General features: G+C 37.4%; 24 protein-coding genes and 1 pseudogene. 13 read left to right on the top strand and 12 right to left on the bottom strand.

Going from position 1 to position 23072, the window contains the following annotated elements:
* Positions 1-411: 411 nt before the first annotated feature.
* From B3C94_RS21370 to B3C94_RS21345, 6 genes are all read left to right on the top strand, one after another.
* Positions 412-1833: a serine hydrolase gene (locus tag B3C94_RS21370; protein WP_293907572.1), complete on the top strand. Its 1422-nt coding sequence runs from the start codon at positions 412-414 to the stop codon at positions 1831-1833.
* A 364-nt stretch (positions 1834-2197) separates the two neighbouring features.
* Positions 2198-2650, top strand: coding sequence for a carboxymuconolactone decarboxylase family protein (locus B3C94_RS21365; RefSeq protein ID WP_293907570.1), 453 nt, complete (start codon positions 2198-2200; stop codon positions 2648-2650).
* Between the two features lie 129 nt (positions 2651-2779).
* Positions 2780-3532 carry an SDR family oxidoreductase gene (locus B3C94_RS21360; protein ID WP_293907568.1) on the top strand — a complete coding sequence of 251 codons (753 nt, stop codon included), beginning with the start codon at positions 2780-2782 and terminating at the stop codon, positions 3530-3532.
* A gap of 65 nt (positions 3533-3597) precedes the next feature.
* Entirely contained in the window at positions 3598-4269 is a 672-nt protein-coding gene (locus B3C94_RS21355; RefSeq protein ID WP_293907566.1) for a succinate dehydrogenase cytochrome b subunit, read from the top strand.
* Between the two features lie 90 nt (positions 4270-4359).
* Complete coding sequence (locus B3C94_RS21350; protein ID WP_293907564.1) at positions 4360-6993, top strand: sigma-54-dependent Fis family transcriptional regulator; 2634 nt, start codon at positions 4360-4362, stop codon at positions 6991-6993.
* A gap of 30 nt (positions 6994-7023) precedes the next feature.
* Complete coding sequence (locus tag B3C94_RS21345; protein ID WP_293907562.1) at positions 7024-8028, top strand: bestrophin family protein; 1005 nt, start codon at positions 7024-7026, stop codon at positions 8026-8028.
* A 53-nt stretch (positions 8029-8081) separates the two neighbouring features.
* Here the strand turns inward: B3C94_RS21345 and B3C94_RS21340 are convergent, their stop codons facing one another.
* The 3 genes from B3C94_RS21340 to B3C94_RS21330 form a co-directional block, all read right to left on the bottom strand.
* Positions 8082-8546, bottom strand: coding sequence for a KilA-N domain-containing protein (locus B3C94_RS21340; RefSeq protein ID WP_293907560.1), 465 nt, complete (start codon positions 8544-8546; stop codon positions 8082-8084).
* A complete protein-coding gene (locus B3C94_RS21335; protein ID WP_293907558.1) occupies positions 8524-8865 on the bottom strand; it encodes a cupin domain-containing protein in 342 nt (113 codons plus the stop codon). The genes B3C94_RS21340 and B3C94_RS21335 overlap by 23 nt, the downstream gene beginning before the upstream one ends.
* Before the next feature lie 235 nt (positions 8866-9100).
* On the bottom strand, positions 9101-9757 hold the full coding sequence (locus tag B3C94_RS21330; RefSeq protein ID WP_293907556.1) for a hypothetical protein: 657 nt from the start codon (positions 9755-9757) through the stop codon (positions 9101-9103).
* 120 nt (positions 9758-9877) lie between these two features.
* Between B3C94_RS21330 and B3C94_RS21325 the strand changes: the two genes are divergently transcribed.
* The 3 genes and pseudogenes from B3C94_RS21325 to B3C94_RS21315 all read left to right on the top strand — a co-directional run bounded on the left by B3C94_RS21325 (position 9878) and on the right by B3C94_RS21315 (position 12126).
* Entirely contained in the window at positions 9878-11116 is a 1239-nt protein-coding gene (locus B3C94_RS21325) for a hypothetical protein (protein WP_293907554.1), read from the top strand.
* A gap of 311 nt (positions 11117-11427) precedes the next feature.
* Positions 11428-11580: pseudogene (tnpA, locus tag B3C94_RS21320) on the top strand (IS66 family insertion sequence element accessory protein TnpA); the annotation flags it as partial.
* 423 nt (positions 11581-12003) lie between these two features.
* Complete coding sequence (locus tag B3C94_RS21315; protein ID WP_257787001.1) at positions 12004-12126, top strand: hypothetical protein; 123 nt, start codon at positions 12004-12006, stop codon at positions 12124-12126.
* Between the two features lie 126 nt (positions 12127-12252).
* Here the strand turns inward: B3C94_RS21315 and B3C94_RS21310 are convergent, their stop codons facing one another.
* Positions 12253-13428, bottom strand: a complete 1176-nt coding sequence (locus B3C94_RS21310) for a GAF domain-containing sensor histidine kinase (RefSeq protein ID WP_293907550.1) — start codon at positions 13426-13428, stop codon at positions 12253-12255.
* Between the two features lie 380 nt (positions 13429-13808).
* Here B3C94_RS21310 and B3C94_RS21305 point away from each other — a divergent pair, with 380 nt between their 5' ends.
* From B3C94_RS21305 to B3C94_RS23570, 3 genes are all read left to right on the top strand, one after another.
* A complete protein-coding gene (locus tag B3C94_RS21305; RefSeq protein WP_293907548.1) occupies positions 13809-14393 on the top strand; it encodes a ferritin-like domain-containing protein in 585 nt (194 codons plus the stop codon).
* Positions 14394-14504: 111 nt separating this feature from the next.
* Positions 14505-14876 (top strand): response regulator, encoded by a 372-nt coding sequence (locus tag B3C94_RS21300; protein ID WP_293907546.1) that lies wholly within the window; start codon positions 14505-14507, stop codon positions 14874-14876.
* Between the two features lie 202 nt (positions 14877-15078).
* Positions 15079-15303 (top strand): penicillin-binding transpeptidase domain-containing protein, encoded by a 225-nt coding sequence (locus B3C94_RS23570; protein ID WP_414712709.1) that lies wholly within the window; start codon positions 15079-15081, stop codon positions 15301-15303.
* Positions 15304-15412: 109 nt separating this feature from the next.
* Here the strand turns inward: B3C94_RS23570 and B3C94_RS21295 are convergent, their stop codons facing one another.
* The 3 genes from B3C94_RS21295 to B3C94_RS21285 form a co-directional block, all read right to left on the bottom strand.
* Positions 15413-16114 (bottom strand): family 16 glycoside hydrolase, encoded by a 702-nt coding sequence (locus B3C94_RS21295; RefSeq protein WP_293907544.1) that lies wholly within the window; start codon positions 16112-16114, stop codon positions 15413-15415.
* A 114-nt stretch (positions 16115-16228) separates the two neighbouring features.
* Positions 16229-16840 carry a Crp/Fnr family transcriptional regulator gene (locus B3C94_RS21290; RefSeq protein ID WP_293907542.1) on the bottom strand — a complete coding sequence of 204 codons (612 nt, stop codon included), beginning with the start codon at positions 16838-16840 and terminating at the stop codon, positions 16229-16231.
* A gap of 72 nt (positions 16841-16912) precedes the next feature.
* Positions 16913-17299: a YybH family protein gene (locus B3C94_RS21285; RefSeq protein WP_293907540.1), complete on the bottom strand. Its 387-nt coding sequence runs from the start codon at positions 17297-17299 to the stop codon at positions 16913-16915.
* A gap of 177 nt (positions 17300-17476) precedes the next feature.
* Here B3C94_RS21285 and B3C94_RS21280 point away from each other — a divergent pair, with 177 nt between their 5' ends.
* Positions 17477-18127 carry an NADPH-dependent F420 reductase gene (locus tag B3C94_RS21280; RefSeq protein ID WP_293907538.1) on the top strand — a complete coding sequence of 217 codons (651 nt, stop codon included), beginning with the start codon at positions 17477-17479 and terminating at the stop codon, positions 18125-18127.
* 205 nt (positions 18128-18332) lie between these two features.
* Here the strand turns inward: B3C94_RS21280 and B3C94_RS21275 are convergent, their stop codons facing one another.
* From B3C94_RS21275 to B3C94_RS21255, 5 genes are all read right to left on the bottom strand, one after another.
* Positions 18333-19139 carry a DUF6896 domain-containing protein gene (locus B3C94_RS21275; protein ID WP_293907536.1) on the bottom strand — a complete coding sequence of 269 codons (807 nt, stop codon included), beginning with the start codon at positions 19137-19139 and terminating at the stop codon, positions 18333-18335.
* 81 nt (positions 19140-19220) lie between these two features.
* Positions 19221-19817 (bottom strand): hypothetical protein, encoded by a 597-nt coding sequence (locus B3C94_RS21270; protein ID WP_293907534.1) that lies wholly within the window; start codon positions 19815-19817, stop codon positions 19221-19223.
* Between the two features lie 314 nt (positions 19818-20131).
* Positions 20132-20734 carry a hypothetical protein gene (locus tag B3C94_RS21265; protein WP_293907532.1) on the bottom strand — a complete coding sequence of 201 codons (603 nt, stop codon included), beginning with the start codon at positions 20732-20734 and terminating at the stop codon, positions 20132-20134.
* Between the two features lie 697 nt (positions 20735-21431).
* On the bottom strand, positions 21432-21881 hold the full coding sequence (locus B3C94_RS21260) for a DUF1569 domain-containing protein (protein ID WP_293907530.1): 450 nt from the start codon (positions 21879-21881) through the stop codon (positions 21432-21434).
* Between the two features lie 187 nt (positions 21882-22068).
* Positions 22069-22875 carry a KilA-N domain-containing protein gene (locus B3C94_RS21255; RefSeq protein ID WP_293907574.1) on the bottom strand — a complete coding sequence of 269 codons (807 nt, stop codon included), beginning with the start codon at positions 22873-22875 and terminating at the stop codon, positions 22069-22071.
* Between the last annotated feature and the right edge of the window lie 197 nt (positions 22876-23072).

Here is a 23072-nt window from a genome sequence, read left to right as displayed (position 1 = left end):
TTAGAGCATAGGATTCGCATACCGAACACCCAGAAAGCGCTCGTGGCCCTTAAGAGCTATTTGCGTTACAAAATTGCTTATTTATAAAACAGCGCTACACTGCACTTTACGATGTTGTAGACAATATTAAAAAAGCTAATCTATGAAAAAGATCTCAATTGCTGGGGGAAGGTTTTATAGGTGGGTAACTTGTTTCACACCTTAGGAAAATTGGTTATCAGTTACTCCACCTTACGCAGACACCTAAAGCTTGGGTGTCAAAACCATTATTTTACGAAAAGGTATTGTCTGGGACGGGATGGGGGGATGTATGCCAAGCTTACTCCCTTGGCAGGGTAAGCTATTCGATTTTGAAGATGCTTTAAACATATCGTATATTTAATTTGTTTGACATGCCCCAAATACATAAAAATGAAAATTAAACCTAATTATAGATTTTACAGTTTCCTTGTTTTATTGCTGTTCTCAGTACAGTATTTACCTGCTCAGACTACTCGTGCCGATTACGATTATTTTCTGAGGGAGTTTAAAAGACTTTTTAATGAAAAGAAATCAGACGAGATTTACGGGCGATCATCTGCCACCTACCAATCTAAAATTTCAAAAGAAAAGTTTTCGCTGGGAATGCGGAAGTTTGTGGCAAATGTGGGAATAATGCAACATTTTTCTTTTGTTGATTCGACTACCGGCGGATATAATTATACCATTCAATTTGAAAACTCCGAACAATTATTTTCTGTTCTGCTGGATAATGAGAAACAGGTCCTAAGGATGAATTTTAAGGAACTACCATTTTTAATGGAAGATAAGAATTTCAACGTGGGGAGCGATAATCCATTAAATGACTCCATCGATTTGCTGGTGGAAAAATTCGTCAGGCCCTACATGCAAAAGGGTGTTACCGCAGGTATCATGTTAGCGGTAATTGATGGAAAGCGGCAAAGAAAATATAGTTATGGGACTATAGCTAAGTCAAGCAAGCAACTTCCAGACGCTTCCAAAAGTATTTTTGAGATTGGTTCGGTTACAAAAATTTTCACCTCACTTTTATTGGCAAAAGAAGTCGTTGATGGCAATATGCAATTAGCGGATCCGATCAGTAAATATCTGCCCGATTCTATTCCTCGTTTAGCATGGCATGGTCATCCAATCACACTTGTGCAATTATCAAATCATACGGCTGGATTTCCTCGGCTCCCGGATAATATTTTTACAACTAATGCCGTTCTTGCAGATCCATATAGTCATTATAAGGTTGATTCACTCTTCCATTTTCTGAAAAAGTATAAAGTTTCTTCTCAGACCGGAATGAAGTTTTCTTATTCAAATTTAGGCGCGGGTGTATTAGGTGTAGCATTAGAACGCCATAATAACAAAAGTTTTGGACAATTGGTCATTGACAATATTTGCTTGCCCTTGGAAATGAAAAATACTTCACTAGAAGATGCCGGGCTTGTACAAGGATACAATGAAAAAGGAAGGCCAACGTCGTGTTGGCACTTAGAATCTTTGGCAGGATCTGGTGCCATAAGATCTACATTGGACGATATGATTATTTTTATGAGGGCACAGTTAGGATCAAAAAATAAACTGCAAAAAGCCATTCTTTTGACTCATCAGATCACTTTTGAAAACGACGATCAAATTATGGCATTGGGCTGGCGTGTTAAAAAAGCAGGAAGCAAGACGATATTTCATCATTCTGGAGGTACAGGTGGATTTAGGTCATTTGTTGCCTTTGATGATAAATCCAAAAAAGCAATTATTATTCTGTCTAATGCCGCCTCGGATGTGACTACTGTCGGATTTTCGATATTTGAAAATTGTTTATAACAAGACTTTCCGCTGATATCCCGAATCAATTACAAGCTTCTTATCTTTTTCAGTTATATGGCATGTTTGTTCTTATCTAGTGAACGATGCACAGCTGGATCTTTGTTTTTGGAAAAATAGTTTCTATGGCCTTGGGTGAACCTTTTTGCGATTGTTAAGGGCATAGGCATTTATTTCTATTTCTTAAACCCTCCATGTTGGATCATTAAATACAGTGATTAATTAGGTAATATCACTTTATATGATGAATATTTAAACTAGCTTTAATTTATAATCACTTGATTTTTAGAGATATGGTTATTTTGGCCCCTCTGTTGATACAGTCCTTAAAAACAAGAACTGTTCATTTAACAAAAACAAAATAATGCAAAAAAGAATTAATATTAACTCAGCAGAACCGGAAGCTTTAAAAGCAATGATGGGACTTGAAACCTACCTTTCTAAAGTAGATATTTCTAAATCTTTAAAAGAACTTATTAAAATAAGGGCATCACAAATTAATGGCTGTGCTTATTGTATAGACATGCATACTAGAGATGCTTTAAAAAATGGCGAAACTGACCAGCGTATTTTTTTACTAAATGCTTGGCGTGAAGCTGGATCAATATTCTCTGATGAAGAGAGGAGTGTGTTGTCTATTGCGGAGGAAGTTACCCTAATTCATCAACAAGGTCTTACCGATAACACCTATAGCAATGCACTTAAGTATTTTACAGAGAACCAGATCGCACAGATTGTTATAGCGGTAGTCACAATAAATGCCTGGAACAGAATTGCGCTTAGCAGCCATCTTCAAGTTGGTGGTGGTTTCGCTTAAGATGAATTAAGGTTATAACCACTTTTTAACGATCCAATACTTAGTTAGCCGCTCATTAAAAGTTAGCTTTTGGCTCATGAAAAAGGAGAAACATAATACAAATATTTGATAAATTTTAAGTTTAAAAACATGAAGATTTTAGTCATTGGAGGCACTGGATTGATCGGAACAAAAACTGTCGCTAAGTTAAGGGCTTTGGGGCATGAAGTAATTGCAGCATCACCAAACACGGGTATAAATACCATTACAGGTGAGGGGCTGGCAGAAGCTGTTAACGGAGCGGAAGTTGTGATTGATTTGGCCAATTCACCGTCATTTGCCGATAAAGATGTGATGGAATTTTTTGAGACGTCCGGAAAAAATCTACTAGCAGCAGAAATTAATGCCGGAGTAAAGCATCATATTGCACTGTCTGTCGTCGGGACAAGCCGTCTCCAGGCAAGTGGCTATTTTAGGGCAAAGCAAGTACAGGAAGATCTTATTGTCAGATCAGGTATTCCATATACGATTATCCATTCGACACAATTTTTAGAGTTTCTCGGTGGTATCGTTGCGTCTGCACAGGATGGGGATGTGATCAATTTGTCTAACGCTAAAATACAACCTATTGCAGCTGAAGATGTTTCTTCATTTGTCGTCGAGTTTGCACTTTGCCAGCCAATCAATGGAATGGTGGAAATTGGTGGACCTGAACAATTTGAGTTGGCAGACTTAGTGAGACAATATTTAGCCAAAATAGAAAACCCCAAGAAAGTTGTGGGTAGTAGCGAAGCTTTATATTTTGGTTCACCTTTGGAAGAATTTACGTTAATACCTGCTGCAGGAGCAAAATTAGGTAAACTCACCTTTGAAGAATGGTTTTGCCTAAGCGCTAATAAATAAACAAGATCTGATCCAAGAGTACCGTGTGCTCTTGGATTTTGAATGATATTTTTAAATATTATACGATGAAGAGTTTCTATACAACTTTTACGAGCTCTTTGGGCCGAAAATTTACAATGGCATTGAGCGGATTGTTCCTCATCAGTTTTTTGCTGGTGCATATGTCGGTCAATGCCCTCATATTTTACAACGATGGCGGAGCAACGTTTACAATTGGAGCACATTTTATGGCCACAAATCCCGTGATCAGGACCTTGGAAATCGTTCTTATTGTTGGATTTGTCCTCCATATTGTGCAAGGGCTTCTTTTATGGAAAAAAAATAGGGACGCGCGTCCTATTCAATATGCTTATCCATTGGCCACTCCCAAAATAAAATGGTATAGCAAGAGTATGACCTTGTTGGGAACTCTTTTGCTGCTGTTTTTAGTCATACATACGTCCAACTTTTGGATACCAAATCGTATTCATCAGTTTCGTAATGACGAGGAACTGCCACTTTATGATCTGATGCTGGAGAAGTTTAGCAATCCACTGGAAGTATTGGTTTATTTATTTGGTTGTGTCTCCCTGTTTTGGCATCTCTTGCATGGTTTTACTAGTGCTTTCACTTCCTTAGGTATATCACATCGACGATACAATGGTTTTATAAACTGTCTGGGCACCAGCTTTTCAGTTATTGTGCCGCTTGTATTATTTCTAATGCCCTTGTCCATTTATTTTAAGTGGATAAAATGATTAAACAGATTGCGTATATTCGAACTATAGCCAAAATATCAACGCATCAGTAAACATGATTAGGATACTGCTACTACAGTTCTGTATAAAATGAAAGCAAATAAAACCACCAGTCCTAAAGATGATGTCTCCTTGGAGAGCATCGCATATTACCAAAAAGAGCGAGAGATCCTACTGGCATTAGGCAATGATCTAACTAAGGTTCGGGACAAAAACGATCTAATTCGGCTTTTTAAGGAAGGTATAAAAGGTCTATATTTTATTACCCATACCATTGTTACCACCATCGATTACAAGGACGATACCTACAGTCCCTTTCTTCTTGACAATGACGGCTCTCCGATTCGGGATCATCCACGTTATGAGGAAATGATAAAAGCTCGTTTTCCCCTTAATGGACCATTTATTCGTACTGTGTTGGATTCTGCCGAGCCAGTTTCATTTGTGATATCCGATATAATGGACGATCCGGGAAGCCCAAAATTTCTGAGCGTTAATTATGAAAGAGGTGTACGGGAAATTTTAATGGCTAAACTGATGCGAGAGGGACATGCTATTGGATTCCTTCACATTTACACCGATAAAATAAATGGCTTTAGCCAGAATTTCAGAGATGTCATTGTTGGTATTATACCCCAGATATCGAGTGCAGTCTCCAATATTGTAAAAAACGAAGAGCTGCTTAAAAGGGAAAAAGAGAAGACTTTTCTGCTCGAATTCAGTAGCCGAATGGCCGCTGTTCGCACAAAGGAAGAATTAACGGACACCGTTCGGGACATATTGAAGCAACTTAGCCCGACGGGAAGTTTTGTTATTCGGCGAATCTGTGGCGATACGAAATCACTTACAGAGCCCTACATTTATGATTTTGGAACACATCCTGTACCGAAAGTCAAAGTGGATTGGTTTCAACAACTGCCGCTTAATGATGGATTACAGAATCGTATTTTAACGAGTACTATTCCATTGTTATTCGACGTCGACCGGGAGGTGCAGCGTGGTATTTCCTCCGGTTATCTCCATTATTGGAAATCATTGGGAATAATGACATTTACTGGGATACGGTTGCGGAATGGTGAAACCAATTTAGGCCTGTTGTTATTAGAGACCGCCGAAATCAATATCCCTTTACTCCAGGGCATATGTGCGCAGATCTCCACGGCTATTTCCAATACGGTGGCTAACGAACAGCTAGTCAAAAAGCAGCAGGAGCAATCCTTTTTATTGGATTTCAGCAATGATATTACCCAACTGAGGACGAAGCAGGATCTTCAATGGGCTATTAGTCGGGTTTTGGATAAAATCCTGTCTACAAGATTGTCGATGATCCGTGTGATCGAAGCTGATGGTATCCACTTATCTCCCTTTATGTATGATACCGCATTGTTTGCCAGTGCAAAAACCGATTTTGATAAATTGGCAAGTAATCTTATTACAATCGATGAACTATATACCGCGCAAGTATTGGCCAGCAAGGACGGCCTTGTGTTCAATGTTGAGGAGGAAATTAAAAAAGGAAACGATTATGCCCGATTATGGAAGACCACGGGGCTAAGGAATATGTATGGCCTGCCTTTGCGGATCGGTGACAAAAATATTGGTACGATATGGTTGCTGGCCGATCAGCTCAATAAGATGCTTATTAAGGGTATTTGTTCACAGATATCAATTGCCATTGATAATCTCCGTGCAAATGAACAACTATTGGCCTATAAAAAGAATCTGGAAATAGAAAATGATTACCTAAAAGAGCAAATCAAAACGATTTACAGTTTTTCTGAAATAATTGGTAGTGGAGAGGCTATGCAGCACGTGTATCACCTGATGTCGCTGGTTTCAAGTACAGGAACCACCGTTTTGATTACTGGTGAAACAGGAACTGGCAAAGAACTGGTCGCCAGAGGTATACATACATCCTCAGATCGAAAAGATAAAGTCATGGTGAAAGTAAATTGCGCAGCTTTACCAGCCCATCTGATCGAAAGCGAATTATTTGGACACGAAAAAGGCGCATTTACAGGCGCTGTGGAGCGCCGTATCGGTAAATTTGAACTGGCACACCAAAGCACACTTTTTTTGGATGAGATTGGCGAACTTCCCTTGGAAGCGCAATCAAAATTGTTGCGGATTATTCAGGAACGTGAACTGGAAAGGATCGGCGGGCAACAGACCATCAAAATTGATGTTCGACTTATCGCGGCGACCAATCGTAACCTGGAAGAAGAAGTAAAAGCAGGACGTTTTCGCGCTGACCTATATTTTCGGCTCAATGTATTCCCGATACAGCTGCCCCCACTACGTGAACGTCTCGAAGATATCCCCCAGCTTACCGACTTTTTTATGCAAAAATATAGTCGCAATACGGGGCGTAAAATAAAGAAAATAGGATCAAAAGTAATTCAGCAATTGCGTAGCTATAGCTGGCCCGGAAATGTACGCGAGCTCGAACATTTGATTGAAAGGACCATTCTTTTGACCACAACAGCAGAGATTGACTATGTTTACCTTCCTCAGGTGCATGCCGAATCCGGACAGGATGAGCTGCAGTATTTAAATTATTCACTTGATGAATTGGAACGCAATTATATTATCCAGGTTTTAAAGCGTTGTGCCGGTAAGATTTCGGGTCCGGGAAGCGCATCGGAAATTCTACAGATTCCAGGCAATACCCTACATTCAAAAATCAAAAAACTGCATATCCGCAAGAGCGAATATTTTACCTGATTGATGCTCATTTTTATAAGATATTGAACGATGTACATTGGAAAAACCTATAAAATAACCGAATTTATTTTCTGGACGCGACGAAATTTGTTTCTGTTGCTCTTGATCAGTATTGTCCCTGTTTTGTTATATGAATTATTGGCCCTTCACTGGCTAGTAGTACCCTGGCCCATAGTTGCCTTTTTAGGAACAGCAACAGCCTTTGTTGTTGGTTTTAAAAACCAGCAGACGTATAACAGGACCTGGGAGGCACGTGACATCTGGGCGCTAAAGATTGGCATGAGCAGGGCTTGGGCAATGATGTGTCGCGATTTTATTAAAGACAGCGATAGGGCACATGAGATTGCATCTCGCAATTTGGCATGGCTCACAGTACTGCGGTATGAATTACGTTCCAAGCGGGCCTGGGAAAATATTGATAAGTCTTATAATCGCGAATATGCTAACTTCTACACGATTCCAGAGCGGGAAATAGCATTGTCAACAGTACTACAAAAATATATTAGTGATGATGAAATTGAAAAAGTGATTTCCGCCAGTAATCCGCTGATACAACTGATGAGTTTGCAGAGCACCGCACTGGTAAGTTTGTCTGATACTGGTGAGCTTGACAATGCCCGCTTTTTCGAACTGCATAAATATTTGCGTGAATTTTCTACCCTACAAGCGAGAAGTGAAAAAATAAAAAATTTTCCTTATCCAAGGCAATATGCAACTGTCAATCGGATATTTGTCTGGCTTTTTTGTTTTTTGTTACCTTTTGCTATGTTAAAGGAGTTTAATGCATTCAATGAATTTGTAACTGGATTGATGAAGGGCCATATGGTGTGGCTTGTCATACCTTTCAGCATGATTATATCCTGGGTCTACACGTCATTAGACCAAGTAGGAGAGAGTACTGAAAATCCTTTTGAAGGCAGCCCGAATGACATCCCTATTTCTCGGATGTGTCAAGATATTGAAAATGAGATAAGGGCTATGTGGGGAGACTCTAAACCTGTGCAGACCATTAATCCACATCGTATTATTATGTGATAGGAACGGAAGAAACAATTGTAGAAACTTTCTCTAAAAATACGTGTGATTTTCTATTTCAATTTTTTAACGGATTTATTTTCTACGAGCGACTTCATTTGTGTCATAGCAACTCTATTTAATTGCATAAGCCGTTGAAACTCCTTTATTATATAAAGTTTAAACTCGATTGAAATCCAGGAAGCGAATTCTAGTGCTATGTCTTTATGAGCAAAAGTCCCCCCGAATCTTCCAGCTTTAGAAACTATACCAATTGCGTTGGTATTTTCTATCCAGCGTTTGGGAGTCATCACAAAACTATTGAGACCAGCTTGTTTTCTAAACCCCTCGAATTCGAGGGGTTTAAAATTGGGGTTACACTGTTGCTTAAAACTGCTGCTATTGTTTAGATCTATTTCAGCAAAGTCATCAAGATTCTTTTGCGTTGAGCAGTTTAACATTGTTAAAATAACAGAGAGTTTAGAAACCCAAACATGTTTCGTTTTTGATGAATGATTACAAATTAATTCGATCTCCATGAGATTTTGGCTGTGAAATAACAAGAAATTCTAAATCTTGATTAGTTCTATTGGAAATTCTGTGCTTCTGACCTGCTTGGATATGAAAGCCACTATTTTCAACAACAACATATAATTGAGTATCAATCTCGAAAGTTGCGATACCCTTTAATATGTAAAAAAATTGCTGTGCCTTACTATGAAAATGCAGACTTTCTTTTGTTCCGGGCGGCATTTTCTCTTGAATCACACTTAAAGAATCAGACTTCAATAAGTGCCATCCATCACAATTTTCACCCCAAATATAATGTTCAGAATTGTCGATGTTTTTTATTGTCATTACTTATTCAATAAAATGATAATATTCCAAAAAAGAAAAACGATAGTACGGAATCACTAGCATAAAGATATGCCAAACGAGGTCAAAAAAGAAATCGGATTGCATCCCGGTTTTACGTGTCTTGTAACCTCGAATGCGAGAGGTATCTAACTTACCTTCACTTTCGACGCGAGAAGCTTTAATAGAACTAATCGTAATTAGTCATATCGAGATATAAGTTAGTCACAATTTTTTCCTATTTTTTAGAAATGATTCTTAAACCTGAGAAATCACCATCCGAATCATGTCCAGTCCAAAAACCGATTTTTCCCATAGAGGCTTGGTGCAGTGGCTTAACGACTAGCACCGGATTTTTGTCCTTATTGATGTAAGTTTTAATAGTTTCTGCCGACACATCAATTTTGACATGGAACCAATTGTTCGGATCTACATCAAGGAGCAGCGGGGCTTCGTATTTATCTGCAAATTCTTTTCTCAGGTACGGCCAGTCATTTTCTGGAAGTGCTATATATTGCACCGCATGTTTTTTCCTGATCGGGTCGTTGGATCTGAAATTGAACGGCCGAAAGTAAATTGCTTGGTAAGTACTGTCATTAATTCCATGAAAAGCGATACCGACGAAGCTTTCCTGAAACACATCCTTACCTTTGACATCGAATTCAATCGTGCCACTTTCGAACAAAAAATTTTTAATCCAAACTATACCAGGGTTGGGCTTTCCTTCGACATGTAAAAATTGCGAATCATTATTGGTTGAAGAAATTGAGAATTTTCTGTTCATACCTTCCAGCGCTTCCTCATTTAGTGCTGGAGTGTGAACTTGCTGTCCTAGCAGTTTAATAGATGAAAAAAGTAAAACTAAGAAACTAATTGTAATTTTGATCTTGAACATAGTATTAAGATTGATTTATATTTTTTGGTTTTCATTTGCTGATTTAAATCTAGTATATCGCTAACTTTTTATAAATTCATTCGCTGTTCAAAAAAGTTCAAGTTCATATTTAGAATATTCATGTCTGAAAACCAATTCTATATCGATCACTGCAAAGCCTTAATTGAAGAAAAACTAGGCTGGGGAAATAGTGCTAATTGGCAGGCCCAAGATTTTGAAAATCTCAGTGATCAGATTTTGATTGAAACAAAAACGCTTATTAGCGCGAGCACCTTGAAAAGAATTTGGGGGAAAGTAAAATATCAAAGCAAACCTAATATATCAACCCTAGATACACTGTCGAGGTTTATCGATTACCAAAATTGGAGGGATTTTGTCAAATATTGTGTAGATACAACGAAGCCACAAGGCGTTGTAACATCCCCAGAACCTATAGTGAAAAAAAAGATATTTAGATATTTAGTAGCAATACTGGTTCTCCTTTCATCATTTTTTTTAGTAGGCTTCTTGCTGCAGAAGAAAGCTATTAATACATTACAGTTCGATAACGTTAAATTTAATAGCAGAACAGTTTCTGTTGGTGTTCCCAATACGGTTATATTTGAATACGATGCGATGCAATCCAATGCCGACAGTGTATTTATCCAGCAGAGTTGGGACGAAAAGAGAAGGATCAAAGTTGACAAGTCTCACCATCAACATGCAAGCGTCTATTACTTACCCGGATATTACCGGGCCAAGTTAATATTGAATGATTCCATAGTAAGCGAACACGACATATTTATAGAAACAGAGGATTGGATAGGTGTATTATATAAAGATGCTATACCTTTTTACTTACAGAAAGACAGTTATCGTCACGACAGCTGGTATGGTATCTCAGCCCAAGAAAAAGATTACTATCTACCCACAGACGGCGGTATTCCATCATTCTTATTGACTTATGTCAATCGAGATCTTACTGTAGACAGCCGCTCCTTTTATTTATCAGTTAATATACAAAATACATTTGCTCATCCAGCTGCTCCATGTAAGCATACTGATCTCACACTTCTTGGTACAGACGGGGCGATAATCATTCCTCTTTCTAAAGCTGGCTGTGTTGGGGAAAATAAGCTAAGAATAGGTGAACAACTTATAGATGGAAAGTTCCACGATCTGTCAGCATTTGGAGTTGATTACGCAACACCTGTTAAAGTTGAATGCGATGCGCGATCTGAAAAAATTAGAATTAAATTAAATGGTAAGCAAGCTTATGAGGGAGTAAATTTTAAAGGGATTGGGAATATTGTCGGTATAAGAGCCAAGTTTCAGGGAGCAGGACGTTTGGATTCTTTTCATTTAGGTAAGGTTATGTAAGTACCCCATTTTCCCGACAGCTGAGATTGGACTCTTCTAATTAACTGACCTTCCCCTTCCATTTTCAGATACTTGCCATAGAACGAACCCGTTATGACGCCTGACCCATGTAGCGTTTTCGTGGCTTTTTGGGTTACGCTCCAAACTGCTTTAAATGGTGGTTGCAATGTTTGTATATGAACTGACCTAATTGAGCTCTGGACATTCTACCAAAGAACCAATGTACAAATGGATCTTTTTCAAATGTTTCATATTGTAATCTCCCCTAAAAATAGCTACGATTATTAATGTAGTTTTATAAATTAGGGACAATGAAAAAAAGTAAATTCAGCGAGCCACAGATCATTAAGATTTTATCACTTCAGGAGTCAGGTCAATCGGTATCTGACATCTGTCGCGAGCATGGGATCAGTCAGGGAACGTTTTATTCGTGGAAAAGTAAATACTCCGGAATGGAGGTAAGTCTACCAAAATGGTAAGTCTTCATGACCTCTCCCCAAAAAACTGGAGCATTTAAAAGTAGAGAATTCGGTGATTGTGACCTCCTCCCTGTTGTTCAGACAGTCAAGTTTTCTTTGTTTTTTATCAAGATTAGCATTAAGTTGGTTGATAAAATAAGAGGGTGTTACTCCATAATGCTAAAAATAGCTAGACAAGCGGGGCACTGGATTAGAGTAGAACTTTAGCTTCAACTACTAAATTTGACTAAAAAAAGCAATGGTGTAGATAATTTGTAGATAACAGTGTATGATAAAGGTTGTTAACTTTACTCCTGCAGCTGAAACTACAGTTGTTCTTTTTTAACAAGTAGTATATGAAAAGATTTATGATGGAGATATTGAACTTCTGCTGAAGTACATATTGATCAGCTATAAAATCCATACATCATGAGTAAAGACATTAAAAAGGAAAAAAGCACAAAAGAGAAAACGCAATCTTCTTATCAAAAAGAAAAAGATTCTGTTTCGAAAGACTTAACGGAGAATGTTTTCCGTAAAAAAAAGAAATAGGCGATTGATGAAAAGATAGCTAATTGTTTGCACTTGCACAAAGGCTGGATTATTAGACCAGCCTTTTGCTCGCTTTTTTCTTTAACAAAACTGAATTTGAGTATCGTATAATGAATAAAGCATCTATCAAATTGGTATCCAGAGAGTAAAAACCACCTTTTCATCAAAGCATTTGACATGGATATCACCCCTGTGAGCTGTGATTATCTGTTTGGAAATATAAAGACCCAATCCCAGTCCGCCTTCTTTCTGGTTTTTTCTTCCTACGAAGGGCTTAAATAGGTTATTGAATATAGGCCTTGCTATCTTATGGCCATCATTTTCTATTTGGAAGATAAATCTGTCACTTTCAATAGAAGAGTTTATAACGATAGTATTTTCTTCCAAACCATGCCGGAATGAGTTTCCTATGAGATTTGAAAACACCTGTGCCATACGCTCATGATCACATTTTACTGGAGTTTTTGCTCCGAGATTTGTATGTACTTTTCTTTGGGGTACACTCGTCTGGATCTCACGAAGGGCCTGAAGGATCACTTTATCTAATTCGACCAGATTTTTGTTCAGATGTATTCCTGTGCCTAGCTTACTCCGGGCAAAATCAAGCATGTTATCTATTAGACCTTTCATTCTATAGGACGAATCATAAATAAGTTTGGCCGTTTGTTTATGTTTTACATTTTCGAGTTTGTCGGTGAGGTATTGCGATAAGGTAATGACAGCACTCAATGGATTTTTTAGGTCATGCCCTAACACGGATAATAGGGTATCCCTGCGTTCAGAGTATTGTAATTCTTCACCTAACAGGGCTTCGGTATTTTTTATTTTGGCGATCGAACCCAAATGAAAACTGATCAGTTCAGATAGAAGTTCAAATAGTGGTGCTATCCGCTCTCTATCAATTGACACGGCTTTATAATCTATCGTGCAGAGGGTTCCGAAGAACAATCCGTCATTGTCAACGATCGGAAATGCGATATAACTTTTAAAACCTTTTGCATGCAATTTCTTTTTCCAATCTTCATTTTCACAGTGGTCAATATTGGGGATAATAATAGGTGCATGTTTATCATGTGCCTCATCTCCTAAGGTGTAATGTAATTCGAGCTGCTGCCCTGCTGTTACCCCGACTCCGAGCGAATCCCGTACAGCACAGGCTATCCATTGATGGCCATTGTGAGAGGTCACCAGCCCTAGATCCATTCCCGTATATAGACATATGGTGTTCAATATATTCTTTACTGCAGGAATATCTTCGATCCGCATGAGCAAATGGGAGATGGCATCATTATTTTCTTTCATATCTGTCGCTGTTAGTAAAATCGAAGTCAAATATCAATGACTAAAATATATCACTTTGTAAGGAATGACTATATAATTACAAATTGGCGAATAAGATGTTTGATTTTCTGTTCGAATCTTGTGTTAGCGGACCTTATGTCTAAATATAAGCATAATTTAATGTTTTTTTAGAATCTAATCTTGGCAGAGAGGGGCGAATCCCAATTGGAGGCACTTATTATTCCGTTTAAAAAGACCTTGATTTTCAATACAAAAAGACGTTTTTATACGTCTTCGTCGGAATATACACGTGAAATACAGGTGATTGCTCTGCTAATAGAACTAATACTGTTCGATGGATGTTCAAATTCAAAAGCTCTAGGGCAATAAACTTTCAAAAAATGGAAACAACAACTAAAAGTAACGCAAGTGAAAATTCTGGAAATGGAACGATGACGAAACAATCCACAGACCACACGAAAAAGCGTTCAGGATCCGATGCGGCAAAAGATTTGGCCGAGCTATTTGAAGACGGGCTTAAAGATATTTATTGGGCGGAAAAAGCTTTGATAAAAGCATTGCCCAAAATGGAAAAAAACGCTACCGCGGAGAAATTAAAAAAAGCTATTTCCAAACATCTTTTGGAAACCGAAGATCATGTGAAACGCTTGGAACAGTGCTTTGAGATTTTGGAGCTGAAGCCTAAAGCAGAGCGATGTGCTGCAATGGCTGGGTTGATCGAAGAAGGTGAACATATTATCGAGGAAACCGAAGAAGGAACCGTTAGAGATGCAGGTATTATCGCTGCTGCCCAAAAGATTGAGCACTACGAAATTTCCACATATGGTACCCTCGCGGCATTTGCTAAAGTCTTGAAGTACAATGAGGTTATTCAGCTTTTGCGTGAGACTCTTGCAGAAGAAAAAAAATGTGATTCTGATTTAACTGCCTTGGCGGATACCAACCTCAATACAAAAGCTAAATAAGAGTTACTAAATAAAAAAAATGGATGGATCTTACGTCTGTAAGATCCATTTTTTATAAATGATGATCTTTGAAAATGTATCTCTGATCGATAGAATTAAAAAAAACTCAAAATGAAAAAGAAAATTGTGGTGTGTGATGACGATATAGAAATACTGAATGCATGTTCCATAATATTGGAGGATCAAGATACGATAGTTATAACGGTGGCGAACAGCTTATTTCTGTTGGAAGTATTGGATAGTATAGATGCTGATATACTCTTTTTGGATATTCATATGTCTGGACGTAACGGAGATCAAGTAATGCGTGATCTCAGGAGTTCATCTAAACATGATAAGCTGCCTGTAATTATGATCTCAGGTCATATCGATGGCCGGAGTATTTCAGTAGAATGTGAAGCCGACGGATTTTTAGCTAAACCTTTTGATCTTACCGACTTGGAAAACTATATACGGAGATTTGTTTATGAAAGTGAATCTTAATATTGTATTTGGTCTCAAACCTTTTAAAATTTCGTGATACTTGCATTGTCAATCAAATGAGCAGCGAACAATTATTTAAAAACAAATTATAAGCAAGTTTCGTTTAACATTTAACGACTTTAATCCCAATGGAAATACCAAACTTTTCACCCTTTGATCTGGATAATATTTTCTTTATTTCGAGTACAAAGGGTACCCAGCTTTGATTGCTAAGGATACACTGGGTTCTGTCGTAAGGGCGAAGACTGGATCTGGCAAACAAGATCAACAATATGTGGGTTGGTATGTTGGTTACGTCACAACTAAAGACAATATTTATTATTTTTCAAATTGTATCCAGTCATCTGATAAAAATCCTGATTTTGGAAAGGCAAGAATTGAAATTCTAAGTGATATTCTTGATGAATTGAAAGTGTTACAGAAGTGAAGTTCTATATAGCTTTCAAAATCATTACTCACTTCTGGTTTTCTGGGCCATTCGTTTGTCCAAATGGAAGATGCGGTATTACAAAGTGACATTAGCTTTCGAGTCCTAATTATTTGCTTGTCACTTTCAAATCCCTAAAAAAACCTTCGGTTCCGATATCAACAAAAAGACCTATAGCCCCAGTTTTATCGGCACCCATTTTGAGATCATTGACAATAAGGTTGGGCTCTTTGGCATCATTGATAAATAACTTGGCTGTTTGGCCCTTTACCTCGATTTTTAATTTGATCCACTGATTGGGCAGAATAGGCGCGTAGGCCTCGTATTGACCTGGAGCGGTGGCACGTGAATCCGTAAATTTAAAATTCGGATAAGAAAAGTATTGAACAGTCCGGTTTCTTCTCAGCTGGTCATTGGCGATGCTATTTGTTGGACGTACGTAGATGCTTTCAAATCGGGAATTATCTTCATTGATCCGAAAAGCGAGACCGATAAAACCTCTGGCATGAGCCGGCGCATCGGGCAGCAGTTGTGACAAAACTTTTACCTCTATCACACCATCTTTAAAGTCCAGATCATTGATCCTAACATAGGTTGCTTCATCATCAGCAAGTACTTTGGGCGATTTGATTACGCTAACAGCTCTTTTTCCATTGATACGTGTCATTGACATGGAAGTTTGCACGGGAGTAAGCCGCTTTTCTTCCAGTTTTATTGTCTGTGCAGATACTGTATTTACAATTAACCCTATTAATAGAACGATTGAATAAAATCGCGCGTAACGCATTTTGTAAAGCTTAACCTTCTTCATATATTATTCTTTGATTAAAAACTCGTACAAAGTTACCCAACTGAGTCCTTTACGATGCATGAACAATCTTAAGAAACATCCTTGAACTAGTTTAAGGGTTAATTTAAATCGTGCTCACTGTTTTTTACCCAGCGCCTTTTTTCGGATTTTGCTCAGAAATTCGGAAGTGATACCCAAGTAGGAAGCGATCTGTGTGTTCGGAAGTCGATTGATCAAGTGAGGGTATTGTTTCTGAAAGGCAACATAGCGTTCATCTGCATTGGTGCTAATATTCAATAGAATACGGTTTTGGTATTCCATTAGCTTCCGTTCGATGATGATCCTAAAGTTGCGGTCAAATTTATGGTAATTAGTATATAGATACAAAAGATCTTTGTGTTGGATCTGTAGGACGATAGCCGGTTCTACCGCTTCGATGTATAACCTGCTCGGCTCTTCATTATAAAAACTTTGGAAATCTGCGATCCAATCACCTTCCGCAGCAAACTGTATATTATGTTCCCTAAAATTACTGTCTACGGCAAACATCTTAAAGCAGCCCATAACAACAAAGAAATAGTGCCGGCAAACTTCCCCTTCTTGAAGCAGAAATCCTTTTTTCTTTACGATTCTCAGCGTAAAAAGACGCCTCAGTGCTTCCTGTTCCTCCTTATTAAGCGGAAAAAATTGTTTGAAATTGTCGATAAGCATTGCCAACGCTTTTTCTAGGGGTTCTACTTGTTCCAATGATCTTCCATTTTTATACTAAATATACTTGTTTTTTAAGTCAGTCTTCTCACTTTATCCAATTTAAGACATTTACGTCGTTCTATTAAAAACATATCGAAAGATTTTCCAGGTGTCGGCATCTCTGCGGAATACAAAAAAGTCGCGGCTCGATTTTTCAACAGCAATTCCAGAAACAGCATCTTTCATTGATGTCTTAGCGCTTGCAGATACAAAAGCATACTTCCCATCACATGCGATATGATTAATCATGTAGGCAATTTTAAACTTCTTCCGTTCAAAAAAAATATGCGATCTACTAAACAAAAGTTGTTCCCGTGTCAGTGTTTTAACCCCTTCGGGCATAAGTAGTCCATCTTTTGCATAAAAGGTATGGATAAGGTCTGTCTGGACCGTATTGATTGCTTGTGCGTACTCCTGGAGTACTGTTGCAATTTCGTTTTCGGCTAAATTTTTCATTATATTCATGAGTTTAGACAAAGGTGGGGAGATCGTAACGAACTTATCAATAAATAAGTTTAAGAAAAGGTCTTAAATTATTTCAATGCTATTTCTTGGGAAAGTTTATGGGTGGGAGAAGCAATTTCTAAAGAGATTTGGACTGTTGAATTGATTCTTAAAATAAAAAATTATAGCATGGCAACAACAAAGAAAATAGCCGTCATCGGCTTGGGAAACATCGGAAAGATAGTAGCTCAAAATCTTGTAAAAGGCAATCGCGCGGTAACTCTTGCAAGCAGAAATGTAGAAGATGCTGTTACCCTGGCGGAACAGCTTGGAAGTCTGGCAACAGCAAGTGATATTGCTTCGGCTATGAACGAAGCAGATATTATTGTTATGGCTGTTTGGTTCAATAACATCGAGAAATTATTTTCTGATTATGGTACAGCATTGCGAGGCAAAATTATCATCGATCCATCCAACCCCATTGCACCAGATGATAAGGGGGGATTTAAAAAGATTATTGGCGAAAATGAATCTGGGGGTGAGCTAAATAGTACCCTTCTTCCTGTGGGTGCAAAATTGGTGAAAGCGCTGGGAACATTGGGCGCGGCATCTCTTGCCAGCGCAGCATTCCAGCTACCCGAGCAGGCCGTTTTATTCTATGCTTCGGATGACAGGAGTGTTGATGAAGAGGTCGATCAATTGATTCTCGACAGCGGATTTAATCCATTGCGTATTGGAGGTCTAAACCAATCGATACGTATCGAAGTATTTGGAGATCTTCATGAATTTGGCGCATTGGGTAAAACCGTTTCACTTTCCGAAGCAAAAAGTAGGGTGTAATCTTACACTATTTTACGCAGTCTAAAGCTTTTTCTAGAACGTACGAAAGACATCTTTGTCAAACTATACCAATTGCGTTGGTATTTTCTATACAGCGTTTTGAGTGCATCACAAAACTCTTGAAACCAGCCTTAATTTTAAACCCCTCAAATTGGAAAGGTTTAAAATTAGGGCTATATATACTTTCACAAAAACCTAAGAGTTCTCATCTTTTTAGACCAAGAAATTTCCAAAGGTTGAATTTAGGTTTCTTTTTAATTTCCTCAATATGTTTTACGAATATTTTTTCTAAATCCAAGTCGGATTTAATCTCAACTTTCTCTCTATCTGTGACGGCAATGCCAGTGTGGCCAGGGACATTAGAAGGAATCTCTTCAAATTTTCCTAATGCGGTCATTTTTTTTATTATTCTTAATCCGTCGGCATATTCATCAAATAGGGGAATTGGCAGAGGCCTGTAGCCCGGTGAAGACAGGATAAACTTCATGAAAAAATATGGATCTAAATCTCCAAACTCGAGTCCGAAGGTAAGAGGAACCTCAATACATTGTTTCGTTGTCAAATGTTGAAAACCGCAGTGAAAACCATGGACGAAATACCTCCATTCACCAACTGTTCCTATCTGTCGATCGTCTTGTTTTAACTCGTTAAACGTATCTAGTGGAAAATCCTTATTTAAATTTAAATCAAGTTTGTCAACCAACATAAACACTAGTTGTCCACCTAGATGCCCGTAATCTTTTGCACATTGCTCAAAAAAGTCTTGATGATCTTCAATTTCTTTATCGGTAATTAGTTTTACAACGTTAAGTTCAGGGTCGATAGTATGGATCAAGACCTGAAAACCAGAAAGTGCATATTCGAGATATTGTCCGATTTGTTCTCGCTGTTTATTCGTCTTTCCTTCAAAAATAAGCGTTAAGGCCACTTCTCTTGAAATTGATTTAATTTCATCGACTGTCGGAATTTGGTCAATTGATTTAATAGTGATTGTATGTGTTGTTCTATCCAAAGCAATTCGTTTTAAATATATCAGTTATGGTTATTTTTCTGATCACCCAAGTTGACTCACTATTTCTTCTCTTGATATCATTTATTTAAATTTCTTTAATTCTTCCAGCAATTTATTCTGTTTGGAAATGAAAGTATTCAGGCTATCTATTTTTAGAGGATGCGCATTTTGATATTTTTCAATTTCAGGTAGTGTTTTTCTGATTTTAAAAGCAGTATAGGTGCTAACGAGCTTTTCATTATTTTTAGTTATTTGACTGATATGATCTATTATATCTTTTACTTTAAGATCGTATCGATCAGCACTGGCGCTAATTTCTTTTTCTACCTGTTGTTTTACAAGTGAATCTGTAATGGCTTTCGTTCCTTCATTGGCATCCTGATAATAAGAATTAGTGGTTTCGAGTACACTGTTATATACAGCTAAAACTTTTTCTGTTTCCTCTAATGTCTTCACAATCCTGGAATTGAGAGCTGTAAGGTTTTTATCATCTTTTATCAATTCGGAATAGATATTGTCTACAGTTATATTGTTTCCACGATAACTCTTAAAAGAACCTGAAGCAGCCGATTCAGCATTATCCACTGCATTCTCTACAATAGGTGGGTTCTGTTGCTTATTTTCTTGGCAGGAAAGTATAGACAGAGCCAGTGTGGAAGCGAAAAGAATATTTTTCATAATTAAATATACATATTTAACGCTCATTTACCAGAAGTTCTTTATTGACTTTGATATAACAAGGTAGGGTAGAATAATGAAACAGCTGATATGAAAGTTCCTTCAAGTTATTTTAAATAGCAATTGGCAGTTATACTGGATATTACGTTGGCTTATATCATATTATTTCGGAAATCCATGATCAGTGATTTCGAACAATTTTGACCATAAAAATAATGTCCTCACGGATTCCTTCCTGATCTTGGGAGCACAACGTTGAGAAAATGTAGAAAGTACTATTTTTATTTGTTTGGTATACGCACAGGATTGACTACTTAAGATATCCATGTATAGTCGCGTTTTATCACCTTCCACTTTCCATTAATTTTTTCCAGGATAAAATCATAACCCTGACCGCAAAGTGCTCCGCATACGTAGTCTAACGATACAAATGCTTTTTTGTGATCATGCGACATGATAGGCAAGTGAAATGTATATCTTGACAGAAATTGCGCCTTCGTTTCTGTTTTTTTATGGTATGCAACGTTATATTTCTTTTTGATTTGTAGTGGAATACATACAGTATCCCTTCCTCTGACCTGATTGAGATAGCCTGTAGAGTCTTGCTGGCTATGGCCTACTAAGCCCAGCAATTTTTGGATCCTCAGGCCTTTAGGCACAAAGTCTTTGTCGTAGGCATTATATAGCGAGTCCTTCATGAACCATTGGTGAATATAGGTCTTTGGTTTATTAGTTTTAGCTACTTCATCTGAAATGGAGTTATAGGCAATTACAGCATCTAAAATTTCAGCATAATCATTTTTAACAACTGCATAGTCAAATGCTTGTTTTTGGATTTTGTCTGGTACCTGTTTTTGATCAGTGTTTTGACATGCTATGATGAAAAATAAAAATGGGATTAAAAAGCGTACTTTCATAAATCAATCAAATGGTTTAAAAGATGATGCCGAAATGATTTCTTTTCCATAGGACAATTTACTAAATTCATACATCACGTTTCTATTTATGATACAGTATTTAACAGACGATCAAATCAGGACAAGGCTTAGATTGGGAAAATCTGTAGAGCAGTGGTTAGGTGATGTCCAAGGAGAATATCGGGGTTATGTGGAACCTTAATTTTATCATCGTATTCAAGATCTATTGATTTAAGGAGGGAAGAAAGTAAGGAAGTTGTTCCAATATAAAAATGATGAAAGACCAAGATTTATTTATTAAGGAATTGAGAAATTCTTGCGTATTTGGAGTACTGCAGACAAAAAGCTAGAACGCATATAGAAAAACTCACTCCTAGCAGAATGAATGCACGTTGGATCAACGAATCTAAAAACTTTTCTTGCCTTGAGATTCTATTGTATAATATGTGGCATATTCAACATCATGTTGCACAATTGAATTTATACCTTAGACAGACAATTGATCGTGCTCCGAAATGGGTATCTCAGGTGAAAGAATAAACCAGTGCTAAGGCCGAGTCGAGACGTTTTTTTTAACGCCTGTCTCTACAACAATGTCGCAGTATTACAAAAAAAAGACCAATTGAAATTTTGATTGACTTCCCCCCTCAAAACAGTATAACGCCTGACCCATGTAGCGTTTTCGTGGCTTTTTGGGTTACGCTCCAAACTGCTTTAAATGGTGGTTGCAATGTTTGTATATGAACTGACCTAATTGAGCTCTAGACATTCTACCAAAGAACCAATGTACAAATGGATCTTTTTCAAATGTTTCATATTTCTCGATTAATAATTTCCAATTTCGTTTCTCCATTTCTAAATCATGTATGTCTTCATTTACGATAAATACAGCGGATGTGGGTGCGTTTTTGGCAAAACTTGTTGTTTCATCTTTCAATATCCCCTTTATCGCATTTTGACCAACCATTCGCCCTAAAAATGAATGCTTCACCTTTATGGATCCTTGGTAATATTGTTCACATAATATACAATGCCTGACCATTTGCGTTACTGTCATTTTTCCCCAAAGCGCATCGCTGTCCTCGTGTAATAAATTAATTCGTTCGATGACTGCTTCTCTTACGTTTTTCTCAAATATTGATTTCATACTAAGAACATTTATCTATTCAATCTGGATGTTGATCATTTGCAGTCTTACAAATCTAACAGATTTGTTCTTCGATCGACTTTGCATAGGATAAGAAATAGAATTGCTTATCTAACGCATTGATGATAAGATTTGTTTAAAACTCATCATATTTCCAGTTAGAGGAATGGATAAATAAGAAACCTTTCTATTTCAATTTTTTAACACCATTATTTTCTACGAGCGACTTCATTTGGGTTACCGCTACTTTGTTCAGTTGTATAAGTCTTTCATTTTGTGGTAGGCCTTGTTGGATCAGCAACGCATTTATACTTTCTATGTTGCTTAACACGACCAACTGTTCTATAATTGCGTAGTCTCGAATATTGCCCTTTTTGTCAGGATTAGTATCTCTCCATTGTTTGGCTGTCATACCAAATAGTGCGACATTCAGTATATCGGCTTCGCTGGCATAAACGGAATTCGCTTGCTGCTTGGTAATTTCTGCTGGAATGAGGTTTTCCTTTATTGCATCAGTATGGATTTGGTAATTCACCTTGGCTAAAGTTCTATGTAAATCCCAATTTAATTTTAAACGATTGTTTTCATCGTCTTTTAAACGTTGAAACTCCTTTATTATATAAAGTTTAAACTCGATTGAAATCCAGGAAGCGAATTCTAGTGCTATGTCCTTATGAGCAAAAGTCCCCCCGTATCTTCCAGCTTTAGAAACTATACCAATTGCGTTGGTATTTTCTATCCAGCGTTTGGGAGTCATCACAAAACTATTGAGACCAGCTTGTTTTCTAAAACCGTCGAATTCGAGGGGTTTAAAATTAGGGTTGTAAATACTTTCCCAAAAACCTAAGAGTTCAATAGTATTGCGATTTCTCATCCAATTTTGAATTATGCTATCTATATGTGCCGAATCTTTGTGCCTGGCAATATCAGTAAGTGAAATAAACTCTTTGCCATTGTCGAGGATGATTGTTATTTCCTTTCCCTGTACATTAATCTATTTATTCTTTGCCATACATTTAGATTTGATAAATTATTCTTTGTCAATTTGAGAAAACTAGACGGAATAATTGGCTACTGCCATCAAAACAGCACATGCTTGTTTATTGGTTATCTGATATCGAATAATTGATGTTGAATTATGAACATTCGTTATATTTATCAATAATACAGGCTAGTTCACAAATGAGAGCA

This window comes from Sphingobacterium sp. UBA5670 (assembly GCF_002420705.1).
Lineage (GTDB): Bacteria > Bacteroidota > Bacteroidia > Sphingobacteriales > Sphingobacteriaceae > Sphingobacterium.
Note: the sequence above shows the minus strand (reverse complement) of the source record. Positions and strands in the feature narration are given on the sequence as shown.

Bases quoted from the DNA above. Each gene is read 5' to 3' on its own strand.
- B3C94_RS21345 (WP_293907562.1), top strand. From the start codon at position 7,024: ATGTACATTGGAAAAACCTATAAAATAACCGAATTTATTTTCTGGACG.
- B3C94_RS21315 (WP_257787001.1), top strand. From the start codon at position 12,004: ATGAGTAAAGACATTAAAAAGGAAAAAAGCACAAAAGAGAAAACGCAA.
- B3C94_RS21295 (WP_293907544.1), bottom strand. From the start codon at position 16,114: ATGAAGAAGGTTAAGCTTTACAAAATGCGTTACGCGCGATTTTATTCA.
- B3C94_RS21350 (WP_293907564.1), top strand. From the start codon at position 4,360: ATGAAAGCAAATAAAACCACCAGTCCTAAAGATGATGTCTCCTTGGAG.
- B3C94_RS21285 (WP_293907540.1), bottom strand. From the start codon at position 17,299: ATGAAAAATTTAGCCGAAAACGAAATTGCAACAGTACTCCAGGAGTAC.
- B3C94_RS21280 (WP_293907538.1), top strand. From the start codon at position 17,477: ATGGCAACAACAAAGAAAATAGCCGTCATCGGCTTGGGAAACATCGGA.
- B3C94_RS21305 (WP_293907548.1), top strand. From the start codon at position 13,809: ATGGAAACAACAACTAAAAGTAACGCAAGTGAAAATTCTGGAAATGGA.
- B3C94_RS21360 (WP_293907568.1), top strand. From the start codon at position 2,780: ATGAAGATTTTAGTCATTGGAGGCACTGGATTGATCGGAACAAAAACT.
- B3C94_RS21340 (WP_293907560.1), bottom strand. From the start codon at position 8,546: ATGGAGATCGAATTAATTTGTAATCATTCATCAAAAACGAAACATGTT.
- B3C94_RS21310 (WP_293907550.1), bottom strand. From the start codon at position 13,428: ATGAAAGAAAATAATGATGCCATCTCCCATTTGCTCATGCGGATCGAA.
- B3C94_RS21330 (WP_293907556.1), bottom strand. From the start codon at position 9,757: ATGTTCAAGATCAAAATTACAATTAGTTTCTTAGTTTTACTTTTTTCA.
- B3C94_RS21365 (WP_293907570.1), top strand. From the start codon at position 2,198: ATGCAAAAAAGAATTAATATTAACTCAGCAGAACCGGAAGCTTTAAAA.
- B3C94_RS21300 (WP_293907546.1), top strand. From the start codon at position 14,505: ATGAAAAAGAAAATTGTGGTGTGTGATGACGATATAGAAATACTGAAT.
- B3C94_RS21335 (WP_293907558.1), bottom strand. From the start codon at position 8,865: ATGACAATAAAAAACATCGACAATTCTGAACATTATATTTGGGGTGAA.
- B3C94_RS21355 (WP_293907566.1), top strand. From the start codon at position 3,598: ATGAAGAGTTTCTATACAACTTTTACGAGCTCTTTGGGCCGAAAATTT.
- B3C94_RS21270 (WP_293907534.1), bottom strand. From the start codon at position 19,817: ATGAAAAATATTCTTTTCGCTTCCACACTGGCTCTGTCTATACTTTCC.
- B3C94_RS21265 (WP_293907532.1), bottom strand. From the start codon at position 20,734: ATGAAAGTACGCTTTTTAATCCCATTTTTATTTTTCATCATAGCATGT.
- B3C94_RS21370 (WP_293907572.1), top strand. From the start codon at position 412: ATGAAAATTAAACCTAATTATAGATTTTACAGTTTCCTTGTTTTATTG.
- B3C94_RS21325 (WP_293907554.1), top strand. From the start codon at position 9,878: ATGTCTGAAAACCAATTCTATATCGATCACTGCAAAGCCTTAATTGAA.
- B3C94_RS21260 (WP_293907530.1), bottom strand. From the start codon at position 21,881: ATGAAATCAATATTTGAGAAAAACGTAAGAGAAGCAGTCATCGAACGA.